The organism is Duganella qianjiadongensis (assembly GCF_009857915.1).
In the GTDB taxonomy this organism is placed as follows: domain Bacteria; phylum Pseudomonadota; class Gammaproteobacteria; order Burkholderiales; family Burkholderiaceae_D; genus Rugamonas; species Rugamonas qianjiadongensis.
In genome coordinates this window covers 65,325-82,111 of record NZ_WWCM01000003.1, presented here as the reverse complement: position 1 = coordinate 82,111, position 16,787 = coordinate 65,325, and the positions used below count along the sequence as shown (strand labels likewise).

The following is a 16,787-nucleotide window of genomic DNA, read 5'->3' as shown; positions in this document are numbered from 1 at the left end:
CAAAGCTCCAGATGACGTTTATGCGCTTATCTTGTCGTTAAAAAACTGGCTACGTCAATCAAAAAGCCCCCCGCGCCTGACGTTTGGCCCGCCCAGTCATCTATAATGGCTGTTTTCGCCAATTTAATTTGTCAAATCATGGAATTAGCCAAGTCTTTCGAGCCTGCCGACATTGAACAGTTCTGGCGCAGCGAGTGGGAACAACGCGGGTACTACCGCGCCTCGCTGGACGCCGGTAAACCTTCTTTCAGCATCCAGCTGCCGCCGCCGAATGTGACCGGCACCCTGCACATGGGCCATGCTTTCAACCAGACCATCATGGACGGTCTGACCCGCTACCACCGCATGCTGGGCCACAACACGGCCTGGATACCGGGCACCGACCACGCCGGCATCGCCACCCAGATCGTGGTGGAACGCCAGCTGGACGCGCAGAAAGTGTCGCGCCACGATCTGGGCCGCGACGCCTTTATCAAGAAAGTCTGGGAATGGAAAGAGAAATCCGGTTCCACCATTACCGGCCAGATGCGCCGTCTGGGCGCCTCGCCGGACTGGGAACGTGAATACTTTACCATGGACGAGGCCCGTTCCAAAGTAGTGACGGAAGTGTTTGTACGCCTGCACGAGCAGGGCCTGATCTACCGCGGCAAGCGTCTGGTCAACTGGGACCCCGTGCTGGGCACCGCCGTGTCCGATCTGGAAGTGGTATCGGAAGAAGAAGACGGCTCGATGTGGTACATCAAGTACCCGCTGGCCGATGGCAGCGGCACCCTGACGGTGGCCACCACCCGTCCGGAAACCATGCTGGGCGACGTGGCCGTGGCGGTCGATCCGACCGACGAGCGCTACCAGCCGCTGGTGGGCAAGATGCTCAAGCTGCCGCTGTGCAACCGCGAGATCCCCATCATCGCCGACAGCTATGTGGACAAGGAATTCGGTACCGGCTGCGTGAAGATCACGCCGGCGCACGACTTCAACGACTACGCCGTGGGCCAGCGCCACAATCTGGGCATGCCTTCCATCCTGACGCTGGAAGCCAGGATCACCGACGATGCCCCCGAAGCTTATCGCGGTCTGGATCGCTTCGAAGCGCGCAAGAAAATCGTTGCCGATCTGGAAGCGCAAGGCCTGCTGGAACAGGTCAAACCGCACAAACTGATGGTGCCGCGCGGCGACCGTACCGGCGTGGTGATCGAACCTATGCTGACCGACCAGTGGTTTGTAGCCATGAGCAAGCCGGCACCGGAAGGCACGTTCAATCCGGGCAAATCGATCGCCGAAGTGGCGCTGGAAAAAGTCTCCTCGGGCGAAATCAAGTTCGTGCCGGAGAACTGGACCACCACCTACAACCAGTGGCTCAACAACATCCAGGACTGGTGCATCTCGCGCCAACTGTGGTGGGGCCACCAGATTCCCGCATGGTATGACGAGGCCGGCAATGTGTACGTGGCCAAGACGGAAGCCGAAGCGCAGGCCCAGGCTGCGGCCAAGGGCAGCAGCGGCCCGCTGCGCCGTGACAACGACGTACTCGACACCTGGTTCTCGTCCGCGCTGGTACCGTTCTCCACCCTGGGCTGGCCGGAACAGACGCCGGACCTGCAAGCTTTCCTGCCATCGTCGGTACTGGTGACGGGCTTCGACATCATCTTCTTCTGGGTGGCGCGCATGGTCATGATGACGGCGCACTTCACCGGCAAAGTACCGTTCAACACGGTCTACGTGCACGGTCTGGTACGCGATTCGCAAGGCCAGAAGATGTCCAAGTCCAAGGGCAACACGCTCGATCCTATCGACCTGATCGACGGCATAGCCGTGGAAGCGCTGGTGGAAAAACGCACCACCGGCCTGATGAACCCGAAAGCGGCCGAGAAAATCGCCAAGGCTACCCGCAAGGAATTCCCCGAAGGTATCGCTGCCTACGGCACCGATGCCGTGCGCTTCACCATGGCCTCCTACGCTTCGCTGGGCCGCAACATCAACTTCGATCTGGGCCGCGCCGAAGGCTACCGCAACTTCTGCAACAAGATGTGGAACGCCACCCGCTTCGTGCTGATGAATACCGAAGGCAAGGATTGCAGCGCCAACGAAGCCGACCTGTCGATGGCCGACAAGTGGATCATCTCGCTGCTGCAGAAAGCCGAACTCGATGTGGCCAAAGGCTTCGAAGACTACCGCTTCGACAACATCGCTTCGACCATCTACAAATTCGTCTGGGACGAGTACTGCGACTGGTATCTGGAAGTGGCCAAAGTGCAGGTGCAGAGCGGCAGCGAAGGCCAGCAGCGCGCCACCCGCCACACCCTGCTGCGCGTGCTGGAAGTGGTGCTGCGTCTGGCCCATCCGATTATTCCTTTCGTCACCGAAGCGCTGTGGCAGGCTGTGGCGCCGCTGGCCGGCAAGACGGGCGACACCATCATGCTGCAGCCCTACCCGATCGCCAACCCGGCCAAGATCGACGAAGCGGCCGAAGCGTGGATGCAGCAGCTCAAGGCCCTGACCGACGCCACCCGCAACCTGCGCGGCGAAATGCAGCTGGCGCCGTCGCTGCGCGTGCCGCTGATCGTCGAGCCGGGCAATGCCGAGGACAAGGCAGCCATGAGCGTGTTCGCGCCCTACATCCAGTCGCTGGGCAAGCTGGCCGAAGTGCAGATCGTGGACCTGCTGCCGGAATCGCCGGCGGCCGTGTCCATCGTCGGCACGACCAAGCTGATGCTGAAAGTGGAAATCGACGTGAAAGCCGAGCGTGAGCGCCTGAGCAAGGAGATCGCCCGTCTGGAAGGCGAGATCAACAAGGCCAACGGCAAGCTGTCCAACGAAAGCTTCGTGGCGCGCGCACCGGCCGAAGTGGTGGCGCAAGAGAAGGAACGCGTGGCCAGCTTCAGCGCCACGCTGGCCAAGATCCGCGAGCAGTTCGCCAAGCTGCCAGCTTAAGCACTAGCAAGCGCAAACCACGGGGGCAGGACGGGCAAGCAGCGCTGGCCTGTCCTGCCCCTAATTTTATGCCCCCGTGTTTATTCGGCCAGCAGGGCGGCGTAGCGGGCGATATCGACGTTGCCGCCACTGAGTAGGATGCCGACGCGCTGGCCTTGCAGCGCGTCTTTCATGGCGCGCGCAGCTGCAAAACCCAGGCAGCCGGTGGGCTCCACCACGATCTTCATGCGCTCGGCAAAGAAGCGCATGGCGGCGCGCAGTTCGGCGTCGCTGACAGTCAGGATGTCATTGACGTCGCGCCGGATGATGGGAAAAGTCAGATGTCCCAGATGCTGGGTCTGCGCACCATCGGCAATGGTCTGCGGCGTGTCGATATGCACGATGCTACCGCTACGGAACGATTGCTGGCCATCATTACCCGCTTCCGGCTCCACCCCGTACAAACGGGTCTGCGGCGACAGTGCCCGCGTGGCCAGCGCCGAGCCGCTGAGCAGACCGCCGCCACCGAGGCAGACGAACAGGCTGTCGAGCGGCCCCACTTCTTCGAACAGCTCCTTGGCCGCCGTCCCCTGCCCGGCAATCACGTCGGCATGGTCATACGGCGGAATCAGGGTCATGCCCTTCTGCTGCGCCAGATTGCGGCCTATCTGTTCACGGTCTTCCTTGTAACGGTCGTACAGCACCACTTCGGCGCCATAGCCGCGCGTGGCGGCCACCTTGGCCGCCGGCGCATCGAGCGGCATGACGATGGTGGCCGGCATGCCCAGCAGGCGGGCCGACAGGGCGATGGCCTGCGCGTGATTACCGGAGGAAAACGCCACCACCCCGGCGCGGCGCTGCTCGGCATCGAAGCGGGCCAGCGCATTGTAGGCGCCGCGGAACTTGAAAGCGCCCATGCGCTGCAGATTTTCGCACTTGAAAAACACTTCGGCGCCCAGTTCGGCATTGGCCGTGCGCGAGGTCAGCACGGGCGTGCGGTGGGCATAGCCGTCGATGCGGGCGGCGGCGGCCTGCACATCGGCGTAGGTAGGCAGATTAGGCGGGTTCATCGTGATCCTGTGGTGAATGTTTCCAGCCGCAAATGATAGCCGTTTTTAGCATTTTCACGACAGTTGCATAAAAATAGCACGATCGGTCATTTTATTTGCTACACTCGTCGGACCTTAAAAATTCACTCTGGAGACATGCAATGAAATGGTTCGCTTACGCCCTCGCCGCCGCCGTCAGCATCGCCCCGGCATTTGCCGATGACAGCTCGCCGGTAGGCCTGTGGAAGAATATCGACGACGTGACGGGCAAGCCTAAGGCGCTGATCCGTATCTCGGAGAGCAATGGCGTACTGCAAGGCAAGATCGAACAGCTGTTCCGCGCACCCAGCGAAGAGCAGAACCCGAAATGCGAAAAATGCGAAGACGCCCGCAAGAACCAGCCCATCATCGGCATGGTGTTCATGTCCGGCCTGAAAAAGGATGGCGACGATTACACGGGCGGCGAAATTCTTGATCCGGACAACGGCAAAGTCTACAAGAGCAAAATGCACCTGAGCGACAACGGCAAAAAACTCAATGTACGCGGCTACATCGGCGTACCGATGCTGGGCCGTTCGCAAGTCTGGCTGCGCCAGGAATAAGCACCGCTCTGCAGGCGCGCTCAAGCGCCTGACTCGGCAGTCGCACTCGGGCGTCTAGCTCTGCTGGCGCGCCCGGGCGCGCAGCACTTTGCTCAGGTGGCGGTCCAGACTGTTGGCAAAATTCTGCCGGTCGCTCTGGCTGAAGGCAGCAGGTCCGCCCGTATCCACCCCGCTGCCGCGCAATTCATCCATGAAAGCGCGCATGGTCAGCATCTGCGCGATATTGTGCTCGGTGTAGAACTCGCCGCGCGGATTGAGCGCATAGCCGCCTTGTTTCAGCACGTCGGCCGCCAGCGGTATATCGCCCGTCACCACCAAGTCGCCGGGCGCCAGCAGACGCACGATCTCCCGGTCCGCGACATCCGCCCCGGCCGGCACCTGCACGGCGCGGATATGGCGCGAGGGCGGCACCCGCAGCAACTGATTGGCCACCAGCGTGAGCGGCACGGCCAGCCGTTCGGCCACGCGGTACAGAATTTCCTTGATGACGGCGGGGCAGGCGTCGGCATCCACCCAGATCTGCATCACAGTTCCCACAGTTCGCCGTTAGGGCTGGTGCGGGGCGGATGCACGCCAAAGTGCTTATAGGCTGCCGCCGTGGCCACCCGGCCGCGCGGCGTGCGCTGCAGATAGCCTTGCTGGATCAGATACGGTTCCAGCACATCCTCGATGGTATCGGCCGCTTCGCCTATCGCCGCCGCCAGATTGCCGATGCCGACCGGCCCGCCGCCGAATTTGACCAGCACCGCTTCCAGCAGCTTGCGGTCCATCACATCGAAACCCACGGTATCCACATCGAGCATCACCAGCGCGGCATCGGCAATCGCCTTGGTGATATCGCCATTGCCTTTCACTTCCGCATAGTCGCGCACGCGGCGCAGCAGACGGTTGGCGATACGGGGCGTGCCGCGCGCACGGCGGGCAATTTCATGGGCGCCCTCCTCATCGATATTGGCCTTGAGCAGCATGGCGCTGCGTTTGACGATCAGGGTCAGCTCCGCAGTGTTGTAGAACTCCAGCCGGGCGACGATGCCGAAGCGGTCGCGCAGCGGATTGGTCAGCATGCCGGCGCGGGTGGTCGCCCCCACCAGCGTGAACGGCTGCAAGTCAAGTTTGACGGAGCGGGCAGCCGGCCCCTCGCCTATCATGATGTCGATCTGATAGTCTTCCAGCGCAGGATAGAGGATTTCTTCGACCACCGGCGAGAGACGGTGGATTTCATCGATGAACAGCACATCGTTGGCTTCCAGATTAGTCAGCAGCGCGGCCAGATCGCCGGGCCGTTCCAGCACCGGGCCGGAAGTCTGGCGCAGGTTCACCCCCATTTCGCGCGCAATGATGTTGGCCAGCGTGGTCTTGCCCAGCCCCGGCGGGCCGAACAGCAGCGTATGGTCGAGCGCCTCGCTGCGCTTGCGCGCCGCCGAAATAAAGATTTCCAGCTGATCGCGGATTTTGGCCTGACCGACGTATTCATCGAGCAGTTTGGGCCGCAGCGCCCGTTCGATCGCCTCCTCGTTGGGCGAAGATGGCGCCGCATCGATGATGCGCTGTTCGGTAAAGCTGTCAGTCTGGATGCTCATGCAGTTTCTGGTAACCTATTCAATCACGCAAGGTGGCAGGCCGGCGCACGCTGCCATGTCAGCCATGATACACCGCGCCTCAGCCTTTCGAGAGCGCTTTCAGCGCCTGCTTGATGCCGTCCGATACGGAAGCGCCAGCCGGCACGGTCTTCAGTGCCAGCAGGGCTTCCTTGTCGGAGTAGCCGAGCGCCAGCAGCGCATTCAGGATGTCGGACTGCGAGTCCGGCACGGCATGGGCCCCGCCCGCACCGATGTCGGCACCGAGCTTGCCTTTGAGCTCCAGCAGCAAGCGCTCGGCAGTCTTCTTGCCTATGCCCGGCACTTTGACCAGCCGGCCCGATTCCTGCAGCGTCACGGCCTGAGCCAGATCGGCGATCGACATGCCGGACAGGATGGACAGCGCGGTGCGCGCGCCCACGCCGGTGATCTTGATCAGCTGGCGGAACACGGCGCGCTCCTCGGCATGGCCGAAGCCGAACAGCAGATGGGCATCTTCGCGGATGGCCTGATGGGTGAACAGCACCACTCTCTCGCCCACGCCGGGCAGGTTGTAGAAGGTGGTCATGGACACATCGACTTCATAGCCGACGCCGGCGCAATCGACCAGCAACTGGGGCGGATTTTTTTCGAGCAGAATACCGGAGAGACGACCGATCATATTGCAATGCCTTTAGTAAAAGTTCAGCCCACCAGCCGGCCGCGCCGCATGCGCAAGCCGGCCAGCGGGCTGTGGGATGCCGTGCCTGCAACGGCGTCTGCCGCCGTGCCGCCAGTCCGGCTACGGTGCTGGCTGCGCCCCTGTATCAGGGTTAGCGTCTCGCGGTTGTGGGCATGGCAGATGGCCACGCCCAGCGCATCGGCGGCGTCGGTGCCGGGCAGGCCGGGCAGCGCCAGCAGGCGCGCCACCATGTCCTGCACCTGTGCCTTGACGGCACGCCCCGTGCCCACCACGGCCTGCTTGACCTGGGTAGGCGAGTATTCGGCAACGCTGAGTTCGGCCGAAACCAGCGCGCAGATGGCTGCGCCCCGTGCCTGGCCAAGCAGCAGGGTGGACTGGGGATTGACGTTGACAAACACCTGCTCGATAGCGGCGTAGTCAGGCTGGTAGGTGCGCGCCACTTCGGCCACACCGTCAAGGATGACTTTCAGACGGGTCGGCAGATCCCCCTCGCCGCTCTTGATGGTGCCGGAGGCGATGTAGCGCAGCTTGCTACCGTGCTGTTGTATGACGCCAAAGCCGGTGGTACGCAAGCCGGGGTCTATGCCGAGAATTATCATTGCGCGATTGTAACCGCGAAACTGGAATGCTGTATATAAAAACAGTGTGGCGACCTGGACCAGATCGCCACACTGTAGACACTCGCCGGACACTGCCAGTGCTGGCCGTGCCGGTATTTCCTAGAAATTAATGACGGAAGTGACGGGTGCCCGTGTACAGCATCACCACGCCGCGCTCGTCGGCTGCATCGATCACTTCCTGATCGCGCATCGAGCCGCCCGGCTGGATCACGCAGCGCGCGCCAGCGTCCACCACCACATCGAGGCCGTCGCGGAACGGGAAGAAGGCATCCGACGCCACCACCGAATTTTCCAGGCTCAGACCGGCGTTCTGCGCCTTGATCGAAGCGATACGGGCCGAATCGATACGGCTCATCTGGCCGGCGCCCACGCCCAGCGTCATGTTGTTAGCGCAGAACACGATGGCATTCGATTTCACGTATTTCGCCACGCGCCATGCAAACATCAGGTCCTGCAGCTGCTGCTGGGTAGGCTGCAGCTTGGTGACCACTTTCAGGTCCGAGATCAGCACGTTTTTGGCATCGGCCGACTGCACCAGCAGACCACCGCCCACACGCTTGAAGTCCATGGCGTTGACGCCGGTGCCCAGCGGGATTTCCAGCAGACGCACGTTCTGCTTGGCCGACAGAATCTGTTTGGCTTCCGCCGTGAACGCTGGGGCGATCAGCACTTCCACGAACAGCTTGGCCAGTTCGGTCGCAGCGGCGCCGTCCACTTCCACGTTGAAGGCAATGATGCCGCCGAAAGCCGAGGTCGGATCGGTCTGCAGCGCGCGCTGGTAGGCTTCCACTGCGTTGGCGCCGAGCGCCACGCCGCAAGGATTGGCGTGCTTGACGATCACGCAGGCCGCGCTCTGGTCGAAGCCGCCCATGCTCTTCACGCATTCCCACGCTGCATCGGCATCAGCGATGTTGTTGAACGACAGCTCCTTGCCCTGCAGCTGGCGGTAGTTGGCCAATGCGCCGGCGGTGGCCGTCACGTCGCGATAGAAGGCCGCCGACTGGTGCGGGTTTTCGCCGTAGCGCATGTCCTGCACTTTTTCGAAAGCCACGTTGAGCGACTGCGGATAGGTGCCGCGCGCTGCGTGGCTGCGGCTGGCGTCCAGGCTGGTCAGATAGTTGGCGATGGCGCCGTCATACTGCGCCGTGTGCGAGTACACCTTGGTGGCCAGACCGAAGCGGGTGTCGTAGCTGACCACGCCGTCGTTGGCCTTGATTTCGTCCAGCACCTTGCTGTAGTCGGTCGGGTCGCAGATCACCACCACGTCCTTGTGGTTTTTCGCCGACGAACGCAGCATGGCCGGGCCGCCGATATCGATGTTCTCGATGGCGTCTTCCAGCGTGCAGTCATCCTTGGCCACGGTGGCCTGGAAGGGGTACAGATTGACCACCACCATGTCGATAGTGGGGATGTTGTGCTCGGCCAGCTTGGCCATGTGCTCAGGGAAATCGCGACGCGCCAGGATACCGCCGTGCACCATCGGGTGCAGGGTTTTGACGCGGCCATCGAGCATCTCCGGGAAGCCGGTGTAATCGGCCACTTCGGTCACGGCCACGCCGTTGTCGGCCAGCAGTTTGGCCGTGCCGCCGGTCGACAGGATGTTGACACCCATGGCGGACAGGGCGCGCGCGAAGTCGAGCACGCCGGTTTTGTCGGATACGGAGATGAGAGCTTGTTTAATCATGGCTTTTCAGGCTAGTGGGGGTCCAGCGTGAGCTGGACGGGTGGTTAAATATTCGATGCGAGAGGCGTTGCGTTGTGCTGCAAGGTGCGACGTAAAGATATTCTGACGGCCGGCCACAGCGGCCGTCCCCAGCCACTGATGCCGGAAAGAGCGCGGTTTACAGCAGACCGTGTTCCTGTAATTTCTTGCGCAGGGTATTGCGGTTAATGCCCAGCATCTGCGCAGCATGCGACTGGTTACCATCGGCGCGGTGCATCACCACTTCCAGGATCGGCTTTTCTACCGTCAGCACTACCATGTCATAGATATTCGAGGCCTGCTGCTCGCCCAGATCGTTGAAGTACTCTTCAAGGCTCTTATGGACTACTTCCTGGATACTTTCTTTGCTCATTTTGTTTCGTTCGCTGTATTGATTTAACTGTAAAGCGGATGAATCACGAGGGGCTTGTGGCCGCGGTGTTCACCGTTCTTATCCGACTTTTTTGACGTCTTTGCTGTGCCGGCGGCCAGTTCAGGCCGCCTCTCGCTCGGCTTCCGGCTGCGGCGAAGGGCAGTATTGTAACCGCTCGCCGTACTCGGCCTGCGATTCGAAGAATTCGGCCACAGCCCGCAATTGCTCGCCGGTCGATTCCAGCAGGTTCATACGCTGTCGGAACGGCTCGCCGCCGGGCAGTTCGCGCACATACCAGCCGATATGCTTGCGCGCCGTGCGCACGCCCAGATATTCGCCGTAGAACGCATAATGGGCGCGCAGATGCTCGTCCATCAGGTGGCTGACCTCGGCCACCAAGGGCGGCGGCAGATGGCTGCCGGTGCGCAGATAGTGGTCGATCTCGCGGAAGATCCACGGGCGGCCCTGCGCGGCGCGCCCTACCATGACCGCATCGGCGCCCGTGACATCGAGCACATAGCGGGCTTTCTCCGGCGTGGTGATATCGCCATTGGCCACCACGGGGATAGAAACCGAGCGCTTGACCGCCGCAATGGTGTCATATTCGGCCTCGCCCTTGTAACCATCGGCGCGGCTACGGCCATGCAGGGTCAGCATGGCGATACCGGCATCCTCGGCCATGCGGGCGATGGTCAGCGCATTCTTGTTGGCACGGTCCCAGCCCGTGCGGAATTTCAGCGTGACGGGCACATCGACGGCGGCCACCACGGTTTTCAAAATGGTCTGCACCAGCTCTTCATGCTGCAGCAGGGCCGAACCGCACCACGCGTTGCAGACTTTCTTGACGGGGCAGCCCATGTTGATGTCGATGATCTGGGCGCCGCGCTCGACGTTGAAGCGGGCGCAATCGGCCAGATCCTGCGGATCGGCACCGGCGATCTGCACGGCTTTCGGTTCCATCTCGCCCGTATGGTCGGTGCGGCGCGCGCTCTTTTCCGTGGCCCACAGACGCGGATTCGAGGCCGCCATTTCCGATACGGCATAGCCGGCGCCCAGCTGTTTGCACAGCTGGCGGAACGGACGATCCGTCACACCCGCCATGGGAGCGACGAAAACGTTGTTGCGCAGGATATAAGGACCGATTTGCACTGGAAATATCTGTAGCGAGGGAAGGAACCCTCTATTTTAACCCATCGGCTGCTCAAATAATAAGCACTATTTTTCATACTTGCGGTCGCCGGGCGCGCGCAACAGCCTGTAGCTAATGCGGCGGGCAGCCGTCAGATGATGTCGTCCAGCACGCTCGCTGCCAGATGGGCCACATCGCCCCAGTGCTCCAGTTGCAGCTGCGCGCCATCCCACACGAAGCGGTTGATGCTGGCGTTCTTCACCTGAAAATCGCGCGGACTGTCGAGGCTCATGCCGCGCGCTGCGCGGTAGGCGCATTCGAGCACGCCGCCGTGCGCCACGATGGCGATGGTCTGGCCCGGATGGCGCCGGGCCCAGCCGGCGATGGCGTCCAGACAGCGCTGGTAGAACTGGCGGAAGCTTTCCGCTGGCCGCGCGCCATCGGGCATCACGGCATCCACCTCGCGCGCCTGCCAGCGCGCATAGTCGTCCGGATACTGCTCGGCAATCTCGCTATACAGCATGCCTTCGAACACGCCGTAGCAGCGCTCGCGCAGGCGTGCGTCGGTCTGCAATGCCAGTCCGGCCTGCACCCGGCTCAGGGCCTGCGCCGTCTGCATGGCGCGCTGCAGATCGCTGGACACCAGCACATCCACGCCCTGCTCGAGCAAGGCGCCGGCCAGCGCCGCGGCCTGACGCTGGCCTTCCTCGTTGAGGGGAATATCGGTATGGCCCTGCAGGCGGCGCACGGCGTTCCACGGCGTTTCGCCATGGCGGATCAGAAGTATGGTGCTGTGATTCATGCTTTGGGACGGGTCTGCAGCCAGAATGTCACCGGGCCATCGTTGGTCAGCGAGACTTGCATGTCGGCGCCGAACTGGCCGCATTCCACCTGCGGGTGGCGCAAGCGCGCTTGCGCCAGAAAATAATCGAACAGGCGCTTGCCGTCGGCCGGCGCTCCCGCCGGCGTGAACGATGGCCGGGTACCGGAGTTGGTATCGGCGGCCAGCGTGAACTGCGGCACCAGCAGCAGCGCACCACCCGTATCCGTGACGCTGCGGTTCATCTTGCCTGCCTCGTCGGCAAACACGCGGTAGGCCAGCAGCTTGTTGAGCAAGGCATCGGCCTCCTGTTCGCTGTCGTGACGCTCGGCGCATACCAGCACCATCAGACCGGCCCCGATGGCGCCGATAGTGGCGTCATCGACTACCACACTGGCGCTGCTGACTCTTTGCAGCAGCCCTATCATGCCGTCAGCGTCACGCGGGCGAACTTGCGCTTGCCGACTTGCAGCACCATGGTGCCGGCGTCGACTTTCAGCGTCTTGTCGCTGATGACGGTACCGTCGATGCGCACCCCGCCCTGCTCTATCATGCGGCCCGCTTCCGACACGGAAGCGCACAGACCGGCCGCTTTCAGCAGTTGCTGGATGCCGGCCGGAGCGCCCGGCACGGTGATTTCGGCGATATCGTCAGGGATGCCGCCTTTGGAGCGGTTGACGAAATCGTTCAGCGCCTGCTCGGCGGCGTCCTGCGAGTGGAAGCGCGCGACGATTTCCTGCGCCAGCGCCACTTTGGCGTCGCGCGGGTTGGCGCCGCCCTCGACGGCCGCTTTCAGCGCCGCCACCTCAGCGAGCGAACGGAACGACAGCAGTTCATAGTATTTCCACATCATGGTGTCGGAAATACTCATGATCTTGGCGAACATGGTATTCGGCACTTCGGTGATGCCGATGTAGTTGTTCTTCGACTTGGACATCTTCTCCACGCCGTCCAGACCTTCCAGCAGCGGCATGGTGAGGATGCACTGCGGCTCCTGGCCGTAGTCCTTTTGCAGCTCGCGGCCAACTAGCAAGTTAAATTTCTGGTCCGTTCCACCTAGCTCAAGGTCGGCCTTCAAAGCCACCGAATCGTAGCCCTGCATCAGCGGATACAGGAACTCATGGACGGCAATCGGAGTCCCACCCTTGAAACGCTTGCTGAAATCATCACGCTCCATCATGCGCGCCACCGTGTAGTGCGAGGCCAGCTTGATCAGGCCCCGTGCACCGAGCGGATCGCACCATTCGGAGTTGTAGCGGATTTCCGTCTTGGCCGGGTCAAGCACCAGCGAAGCCTGCTTGAAATAGGTCATGGCGTTCTGCTCGACCTGCTCGCGGGTCAAGGGCGGACGGGTCATGTTGCGGCCCGACGGGTCACCGATCATGGACGTGAAGTCACCAATAAGGAAAATCACCTGATGGCCCAGATCTTGCAATTGACGCATCTTGTTGAGTACCACGGTATGGCCCAGGTGCAGATCGGGAGCGGTTGGATCAAGTCCGAGTTTGATGCGCAGCGGCACACCGCTCTTCTCCGAGCGGGCCAGCTTCTGGGCGAATTCGCTTTCAATCAGCAACTCGTCGACACCGCGTTTCGTGATGGCGAGCGCCTCCAGTACACGATCTGTCAGGGGCAGGGCTTCAGTCGCAGCCGGCGATGTCGATACATTAGTAGTCATAATTTTTAGGGCGGTATTTTTCAGAAATGAGTAGGTAGCGGATAGAATTTGATATAATCCTCGATCGATCAATATTGCCGTATGAAAACGAACTTAGACCACAAGAAGAAGAAATAAAACCCTATCGAATAGTTCAAGCGGCAAATTTTAACTGATTGCATGAACCAAATACATAAAATCACAAGCTCACGCTTGTTCAGTCTGCTAGGTTCGACGCGCAAGGCGCGCATTATCAGCGCGTCTGCATTGTTTCTTGCAGTATGTGCTTTTGGTGCTGCCGGCGTTGCCCCACTGGCGCCTGATGCATCGGATCTGCCCGTCAAATCGGTACAGGAAGACGTCGTCGCGCCTGACCTGAGCGCCCAGATTGCCGCCATCGAACAGAAATCCGCGACCGAGCAGTTCGTCCACGAAGAAAAAATCCGTGCCGGCGACACGCTGGCCACCCTGCTCAGCCGTCTGGGCGTGGAAGACGAAGCGGCGGAAACCTTCATCAAAAAAGACAGCATCGCCAAAGGCGTGATGCAGCTCAAGGCGGGCAAGCGCGTGCAGGCCCAGACCGATGAAGAAGGCAATCTGCAGTGGCTGCGCGCCGTCGTGGTCGACGGCAAGGACATCCCTGTCAAGAACATCCGCATTACCCGCAAAGGCAGCGCTTTCGTGGCACAGGAAGAAGCCGCCAAACTGGAACGCCGGGTGGAAATGCATGCCCGTACCATCAGCTCCACCCTGTATGCGGCCACCGACTCCAGCGAAGACGGTACCAAGCTGCCGGACAGCATCGTGCGCCAGATCATCGAGATGTTCTCGACCAGCATAGACTTCCGCGGCGACCTGAAACGGGGCGACCATTTCAACGTGGTGTATGAAACCTTCTGGCAGGATGGCGAGTTCGTGCGCGCAGGCCGCGTGCTGGCGGGCGAGTTCACCAACAAGGGCACCACCTACCAGTCGGTCTGGTTCGAAGACCCGCAAAGCAAGCAGGGCGGCGGCTACTACAGCTTCGACGGCAAATCGCTGAAAAAAGCCTTCCTCAAGTCGCCCGTCGAATTCTCGCGGATATCCTCCGGCTTCGCCATGCGCGTGCACCCGATTTCGGGCCAGTGGAAAGCCCACAAAGGCATAGACTTCCCGGCGGCCACCGGCACCCCTATCCGTGCCGCCGGTGATGGCGTGATCGATTTCGCCGGCACCCAGAATGGCTACGGCAACTTCGTCATCATCAAGCACTGGGCCAACTACACCACCGCCTACGCCCACATGAGCCGCTTCGCCAGCGGCATCAAGAAAGGCACGAAAGTCAGCCAGGGCGACGTGATCGGCTATGTGGGCACCACGGGCTGGTCCACCGGCGCTCACCTGCACTACGAATTCCGCGTAGGCGGCGATGCGCGCGACCCCAACACCATGAACGTGCAGCAGCAGGCACCCCTGACGGCAGCGGAAATGAGCCGCTTCAAGGCCTATGCCTCGGATATGGCGCACCGCTTCGCGCTGCTGCAGCCGGGCGGTTCGCGCGGTACGCGGGTAGCGGCCAAGTAAGCCCGCACTGCCCGCCAGATCGCAGCAACAGAACACAGGTCGCCACGGCGGCCTGTTTTTTTATACTATCGAACCGGCACCAGCCCCACAACCACCCGCCACAGGAAAGCACCGCCCATGAGTCTCTATATCGGCCTGATGTCCGGCACCAGCATGGATGGCGTGGATGCCGCGCTAGCCCGCATCGATGCGCAGGGCATCGCCACGCTGGGCGCCGCCTTTCTCGCTTTCCCGCCCCCGCTACGTAGCGAGCTGATGGCGCTGCAGGCGGCTGGCGCCAATGAAATCGAGCGCGAAGCACTGGCCGCCAACGGCCTGGCGCGCGTGTATGCCGACTGCGTTGCCCTGCTGCTGAGGCAGACTGGCCATGACCGCGCGCAGATCCGCGCTGTGGCCGTGCACGGCCAGACGATACGCCACCGCCCCGAGCTGGGCTTTACCCGCCAGACTAACAACCCCGCCCTGCTGGCCGAACTGTGCGGCATCGATGTGATCGCCGATTTCCGCAGCCGCGACGTCGCTGCCGGCGGTCAGGGCGCGCCGCTGGTGCCGGCCTTCCACCATGCCTTATTCGCTCAGGCGGGCCAGACCCGCATCGTCGCCAACATCGGCGGCATCGCCAACATCAGCATCCTGGCGGAAGCCGGCGTGCGCGGTTTCGACACCGGCCCCGGCAACGCATTGCTCGATGGCTGGATACAGCGTCACCTCGGCCACGAATACGATCAGGATGGTGCCTGGGGCGCCAGCGGCCAGCTGGTGCCGGCACTGCTGGAACATCTGCTGCGCGAGCCCTACTTTGCCCTGCCCGCGCCGAAAAGCACGGGACGTGACCTGTTCCACATGGCATGGCTGGAGCAGCATCTGGCGGCCTGCCCTGCGGCTGCCAGCGCCAGTGCGGCCGACATCCAGCACACGCTGGCTGCCCTGACTGCGCGCACGCTGGCGCAAGCAATCCGCACTGATGCGCAAGGCGCCAGCGCCAGCGCCGTGTATGTCTGTGGTGGCGGCGCCTACAACGCCTTGCTGATGCAGTTGCTGGCGACCGAACTGGGGCCGCAGACCAGCGTACAGTCAACCGCCGCGCTGGGTGTGGCGCCCAACCAGGTGGAAGCGCTGGCGTTTGCATGGCTGGGCCAGCGCTTTAGCACCCGGCTGGCGGGCAATCTGCCCGCTGTCACGGGCGCCAGCGGCGAGCGCATCCTCGGCGCCCTGTACCCCGCTTAAACCAATAAAAAAGCAATAAAAAACGGCGGCGCAACCGGAGTTGCCCGCCGTTTTAGTCGCAGCCGGTGAAAACCGGCGCAAGGTCCTTAGACCGAGAACGAGGAACCGCAGCCGCAAGTCGAGCTCGCGGTTGGATTCTTGATAACGAATTGCGCACCTTCCAGATCGTCCTTGTAGTCGATCTCGGCACCCACCAGATACTGGTAGCTCATCGAGTCGATCAGCAGCTGAACGCCGTTTTTCACCATCGTGGTGTCGTCTTCGTTGACGATTTCGTCAAAGGTAAAGCCGTACTGGAAGCCGGAACAGCCGCCACCCTGTACGAATACGCGCAGTTTCAAATCCGGATTGCCCTCTTCTTCGATCAGTTGAGCGACTTTTTCAGCCGCGCTATCGGTGAAGATAATTGGTGCTGGCATTACATCTTGTGCGTCGGCGACAGCGTTCATTTCAGACTCCTAGGTAGAACAATTTGATCCATTATAGACCTTTGGCGAAAATCATGCTCTTGGGCGCATAATTGCCGCCACCTGGCCCCGGCTTTCCAGCGGGTGCAGATGCCCCAGCACCCTAGCGCCGCCATGCATTTCCAGTGCTTTATACCAGACATCGCCGATGATGCGGGCATGTGGCTGCATTTCAAGCAAATTAGCGCAGATCACGCAACCTTTTATTTCGCCGTTGAGGATGACGTGTTCGCAACACACCTCGCCCTCGACCCGGCCCTGGGCAGCGATGACCAGGTAGCCATGCTGACCTGCTTCGGCCACCACGTTGCCGATCACCACGCCATCGATGCGCAAGCCGCCGCGAAACATCAGATGCCCGACTACGCGCATCTGTTCCCCGATCACGCTGTCGATCTCGATCATGGCA

At 61.8% G+C, this 16,787-nt stretch carries 17 protein-coding genes; 4 read left to right on the top strand and 13 right to left on the bottom strand.

Annotation, left to right across the window (positions count from 1 at the left end; all coding sequences use genetic code 11):
* Positions 1 to 138 precede the first annotated feature (138 nt).
* Positions 139 to 2,931 (top strand): valine--tRNA ligase, encoded by a 2,793-nt coding sequence (locus GTP27_RS06045; protein WP_161038288.1) that lies wholly within the window; start codon positions 139 to 141, stop codon positions 2,929 to 2,931.
* A gap of 80 nt (positions 2,932 to 3,011) precedes the next feature.
* Here GTP27_RS06045 and GTP27_RS06040 read toward each other — a convergent pair whose 3' ends face one another.
* A complete protein-coding gene (locus GTP27_RS06040) occupies positions 3,012 to 3,980 on the bottom strand; it encodes a threo-3-hydroxy-L-aspartate ammonia-lyase (protein WP_161038287.1) in 969 nt (322 codons plus the stop codon).
* A gap of 140 nt (positions 3,981 to 4,120) precedes the next feature.
* On the opposite strand from GTP27_RS06040, the gene GTP27_RS06035 reads away from it, so the two are divergent.
* Entirely contained in the window at positions 4,121 to 4,561 is a 441-nt protein-coding gene (locus GTP27_RS06035; protein WP_161038286.1) for a DUF2147 domain-containing protein, read from the top strand.
* A 54-nt stretch (positions 4,562 to 4,615) separates the two neighbouring features.
* Here GTP27_RS06035 and GTP27_RS06030 read toward each other — a convergent pair whose 3' ends face one another.
* The 10 genes from GTP27_RS06030 to tyrS form a co-directional block, all read right to left on the bottom strand.
* Entirely contained in the window at positions 4,616 to 5,086 is a 471-nt protein-coding gene (locus tag GTP27_RS06030; RefSeq protein ID WP_161038285.1) for a YaiI/YqxD family protein, read from the bottom strand.
* On the bottom strand, positions 5,086 to 6,141 hold the full coding sequence (gene ruvB, locus GTP27_RS06025) for a Holliday junction branch migration DNA helicase RuvB (protein ID WP_161038284.1): 1,056 nt from the start codon (positions 6,139 to 6,141) through the stop codon (positions 5,086 to 5,088). Before ruvB ends, GTP27_RS06030 begins: the two co-directional genes overlap by 1 nt.
* 79 nt (positions 6,142 to 6,220) lie before the next feature.
* A complete protein-coding gene (ruvA, locus tag GTP27_RS06020) occupies positions 6,221 to 6,799 on the bottom strand; it encodes a Holliday junction branch migration protein RuvA (RefSeq protein ID WP_161038283.1) in 579 nt (192 codons plus the stop codon).
* Between the two features lie 23 nt (positions 6,800 to 6,822).
* Positions 6,823 to 7,419, bottom strand: a complete 597-nt coding sequence (gene ruvC / locus GTP27_RS06015) for a crossover junction endodeoxyribonuclease RuvC (protein WP_161038282.1) — start codon at positions 7,417 to 7,419, stop codon at positions 6,823 to 6,825.
* 127 nt (positions 7,420 to 7,546) lie between these two features.
* Positions 7,547 to 9,124 carry a bifunctional phosphoribosylaminoimidazolecarboxamide formyltransferase/IMP cyclohydrolase gene (purH, locus tag GTP27_RS06010; protein ID WP_161038281.1) on the bottom strand — a complete coding sequence of 526 codons (1,578 nt, stop codon included), beginning with the start codon at positions 9,122 to 9,124 and terminating at the stop codon, positions 7,547 to 7,549.
* Between the two features lie 157 nt (positions 9,125 to 9,281).
* Entirely contained in the window at positions 9,282 to 9,515 is a 234-nt protein-coding gene (locus GTP27_RS06005) for a helix-turn-helix domain-containing protein (protein WP_161038280.1), read from the bottom strand.
* Positions 9,516 to 9,635: 120 nt separating this feature from the next.
* The gene (gene dusB / locus GTP27_RS06000; RefSeq protein WP_161038279.1) at positions 9,636 to 10,664 is read right to left on the bottom strand and encodes a tRNA dihydrouridine synthase DusB; all 1,029 of its coding nucleotides are present in this window, start codon (positions 10,662 to 10,664) and stop codon (positions 9,636 to 9,638) included.
* Between the two features lie 131 nt (positions 10,665 to 10,795).
* Positions 10,796 to 11,446 carry a histidine phosphatase family protein gene (locus tag GTP27_RS05995; protein WP_161038278.1) on the bottom strand — a complete coding sequence of 217 codons (651 nt, stop codon included), beginning with the start codon at positions 11,444 to 11,446 and terminating at the stop codon, positions 10,796 to 10,798.
* Positions 11,443 to 11,892 (bottom strand): D-aminoacyl-tRNA deacylase, encoded by a 450-nt coding sequence (dtd, locus tag GTP27_RS05990; protein ID WP_161038277.1) that lies wholly within the window; start codon positions 11,890 to 11,892, stop codon positions 11,443 to 11,445. Before dtd ends, GTP27_RS05995 begins: the two co-directional genes overlap by 4 nt.
* Complete coding sequence (tyrS, locus tag GTP27_RS05985) at positions 11,889 to 13,142, bottom strand: tyrosine--tRNA ligase (protein ID WP_161038276.1); 1,254 nt, start codon at positions 13,140 to 13,142, stop codon at positions 11,889 to 11,891. The genes dtd and tyrS overlap by 4 nt, the downstream gene beginning before the upstream one ends.
* Positions 13,143 to 13,301: 159 nt before the next feature.
* On the opposite strand from tyrS, the gene GTP27_RS05980 reads away from it, so the two are divergent.
* Both GTP27_RS05980 and GTP27_RS05975 read left to right on the top strand, forming a co-directional pair.
* A complete protein-coding gene (locus GTP27_RS05980) occupies positions 13,302 to 14,684 on the top strand; it encodes a M23 family metallopeptidase (RefSeq protein WP_161038275.1) in 1,383 nt (460 codons plus the stop codon).
* 117 nt (positions 14,685 to 14,801) lie between these two features.
* The gene (locus GTP27_RS05975) at positions 14,802 to 15,911 is read left to right on the top strand and encodes an anhydro-N-acetylmuramic acid kinase (protein WP_161038274.1); all 1,110 of its coding nucleotides are present in this window, start codon (positions 14,802 to 14,804) and stop codon (positions 15,909 to 15,911) included.
* An 86-nt stretch (positions 15,912 to 15,997) separates the two neighbouring features.
* Here the strand turns inward: GTP27_RS05975 and erpA are convergent, their stop codons facing one another.
* Both erpA and GTP27_RS05965 read right to left on the bottom strand, forming a co-directional pair.
* Entirely contained in the window at positions 15,998 to 16,360 is a 363-nt protein-coding gene (erpA, locus tag GTP27_RS05970) for an iron-sulfur cluster insertion protein ErpA (RefSeq protein WP_155434246.1), read from the bottom strand.
* Between the two features lie 51 nt (positions 16,361 to 16,411).
* The gene (locus tag GTP27_RS05965) at positions 16,412 to 16,783 is read right to left on the bottom strand and encodes a bactofilin family protein (RefSeq protein WP_161038273.1); all 372 of its coding nucleotides are present in this window, start codon (positions 16,781 to 16,783) and stop codon (positions 16,412 to 16,414) included.
* Positions 16,784 to 16,787 lie beyond the last annotated feature (4 nt).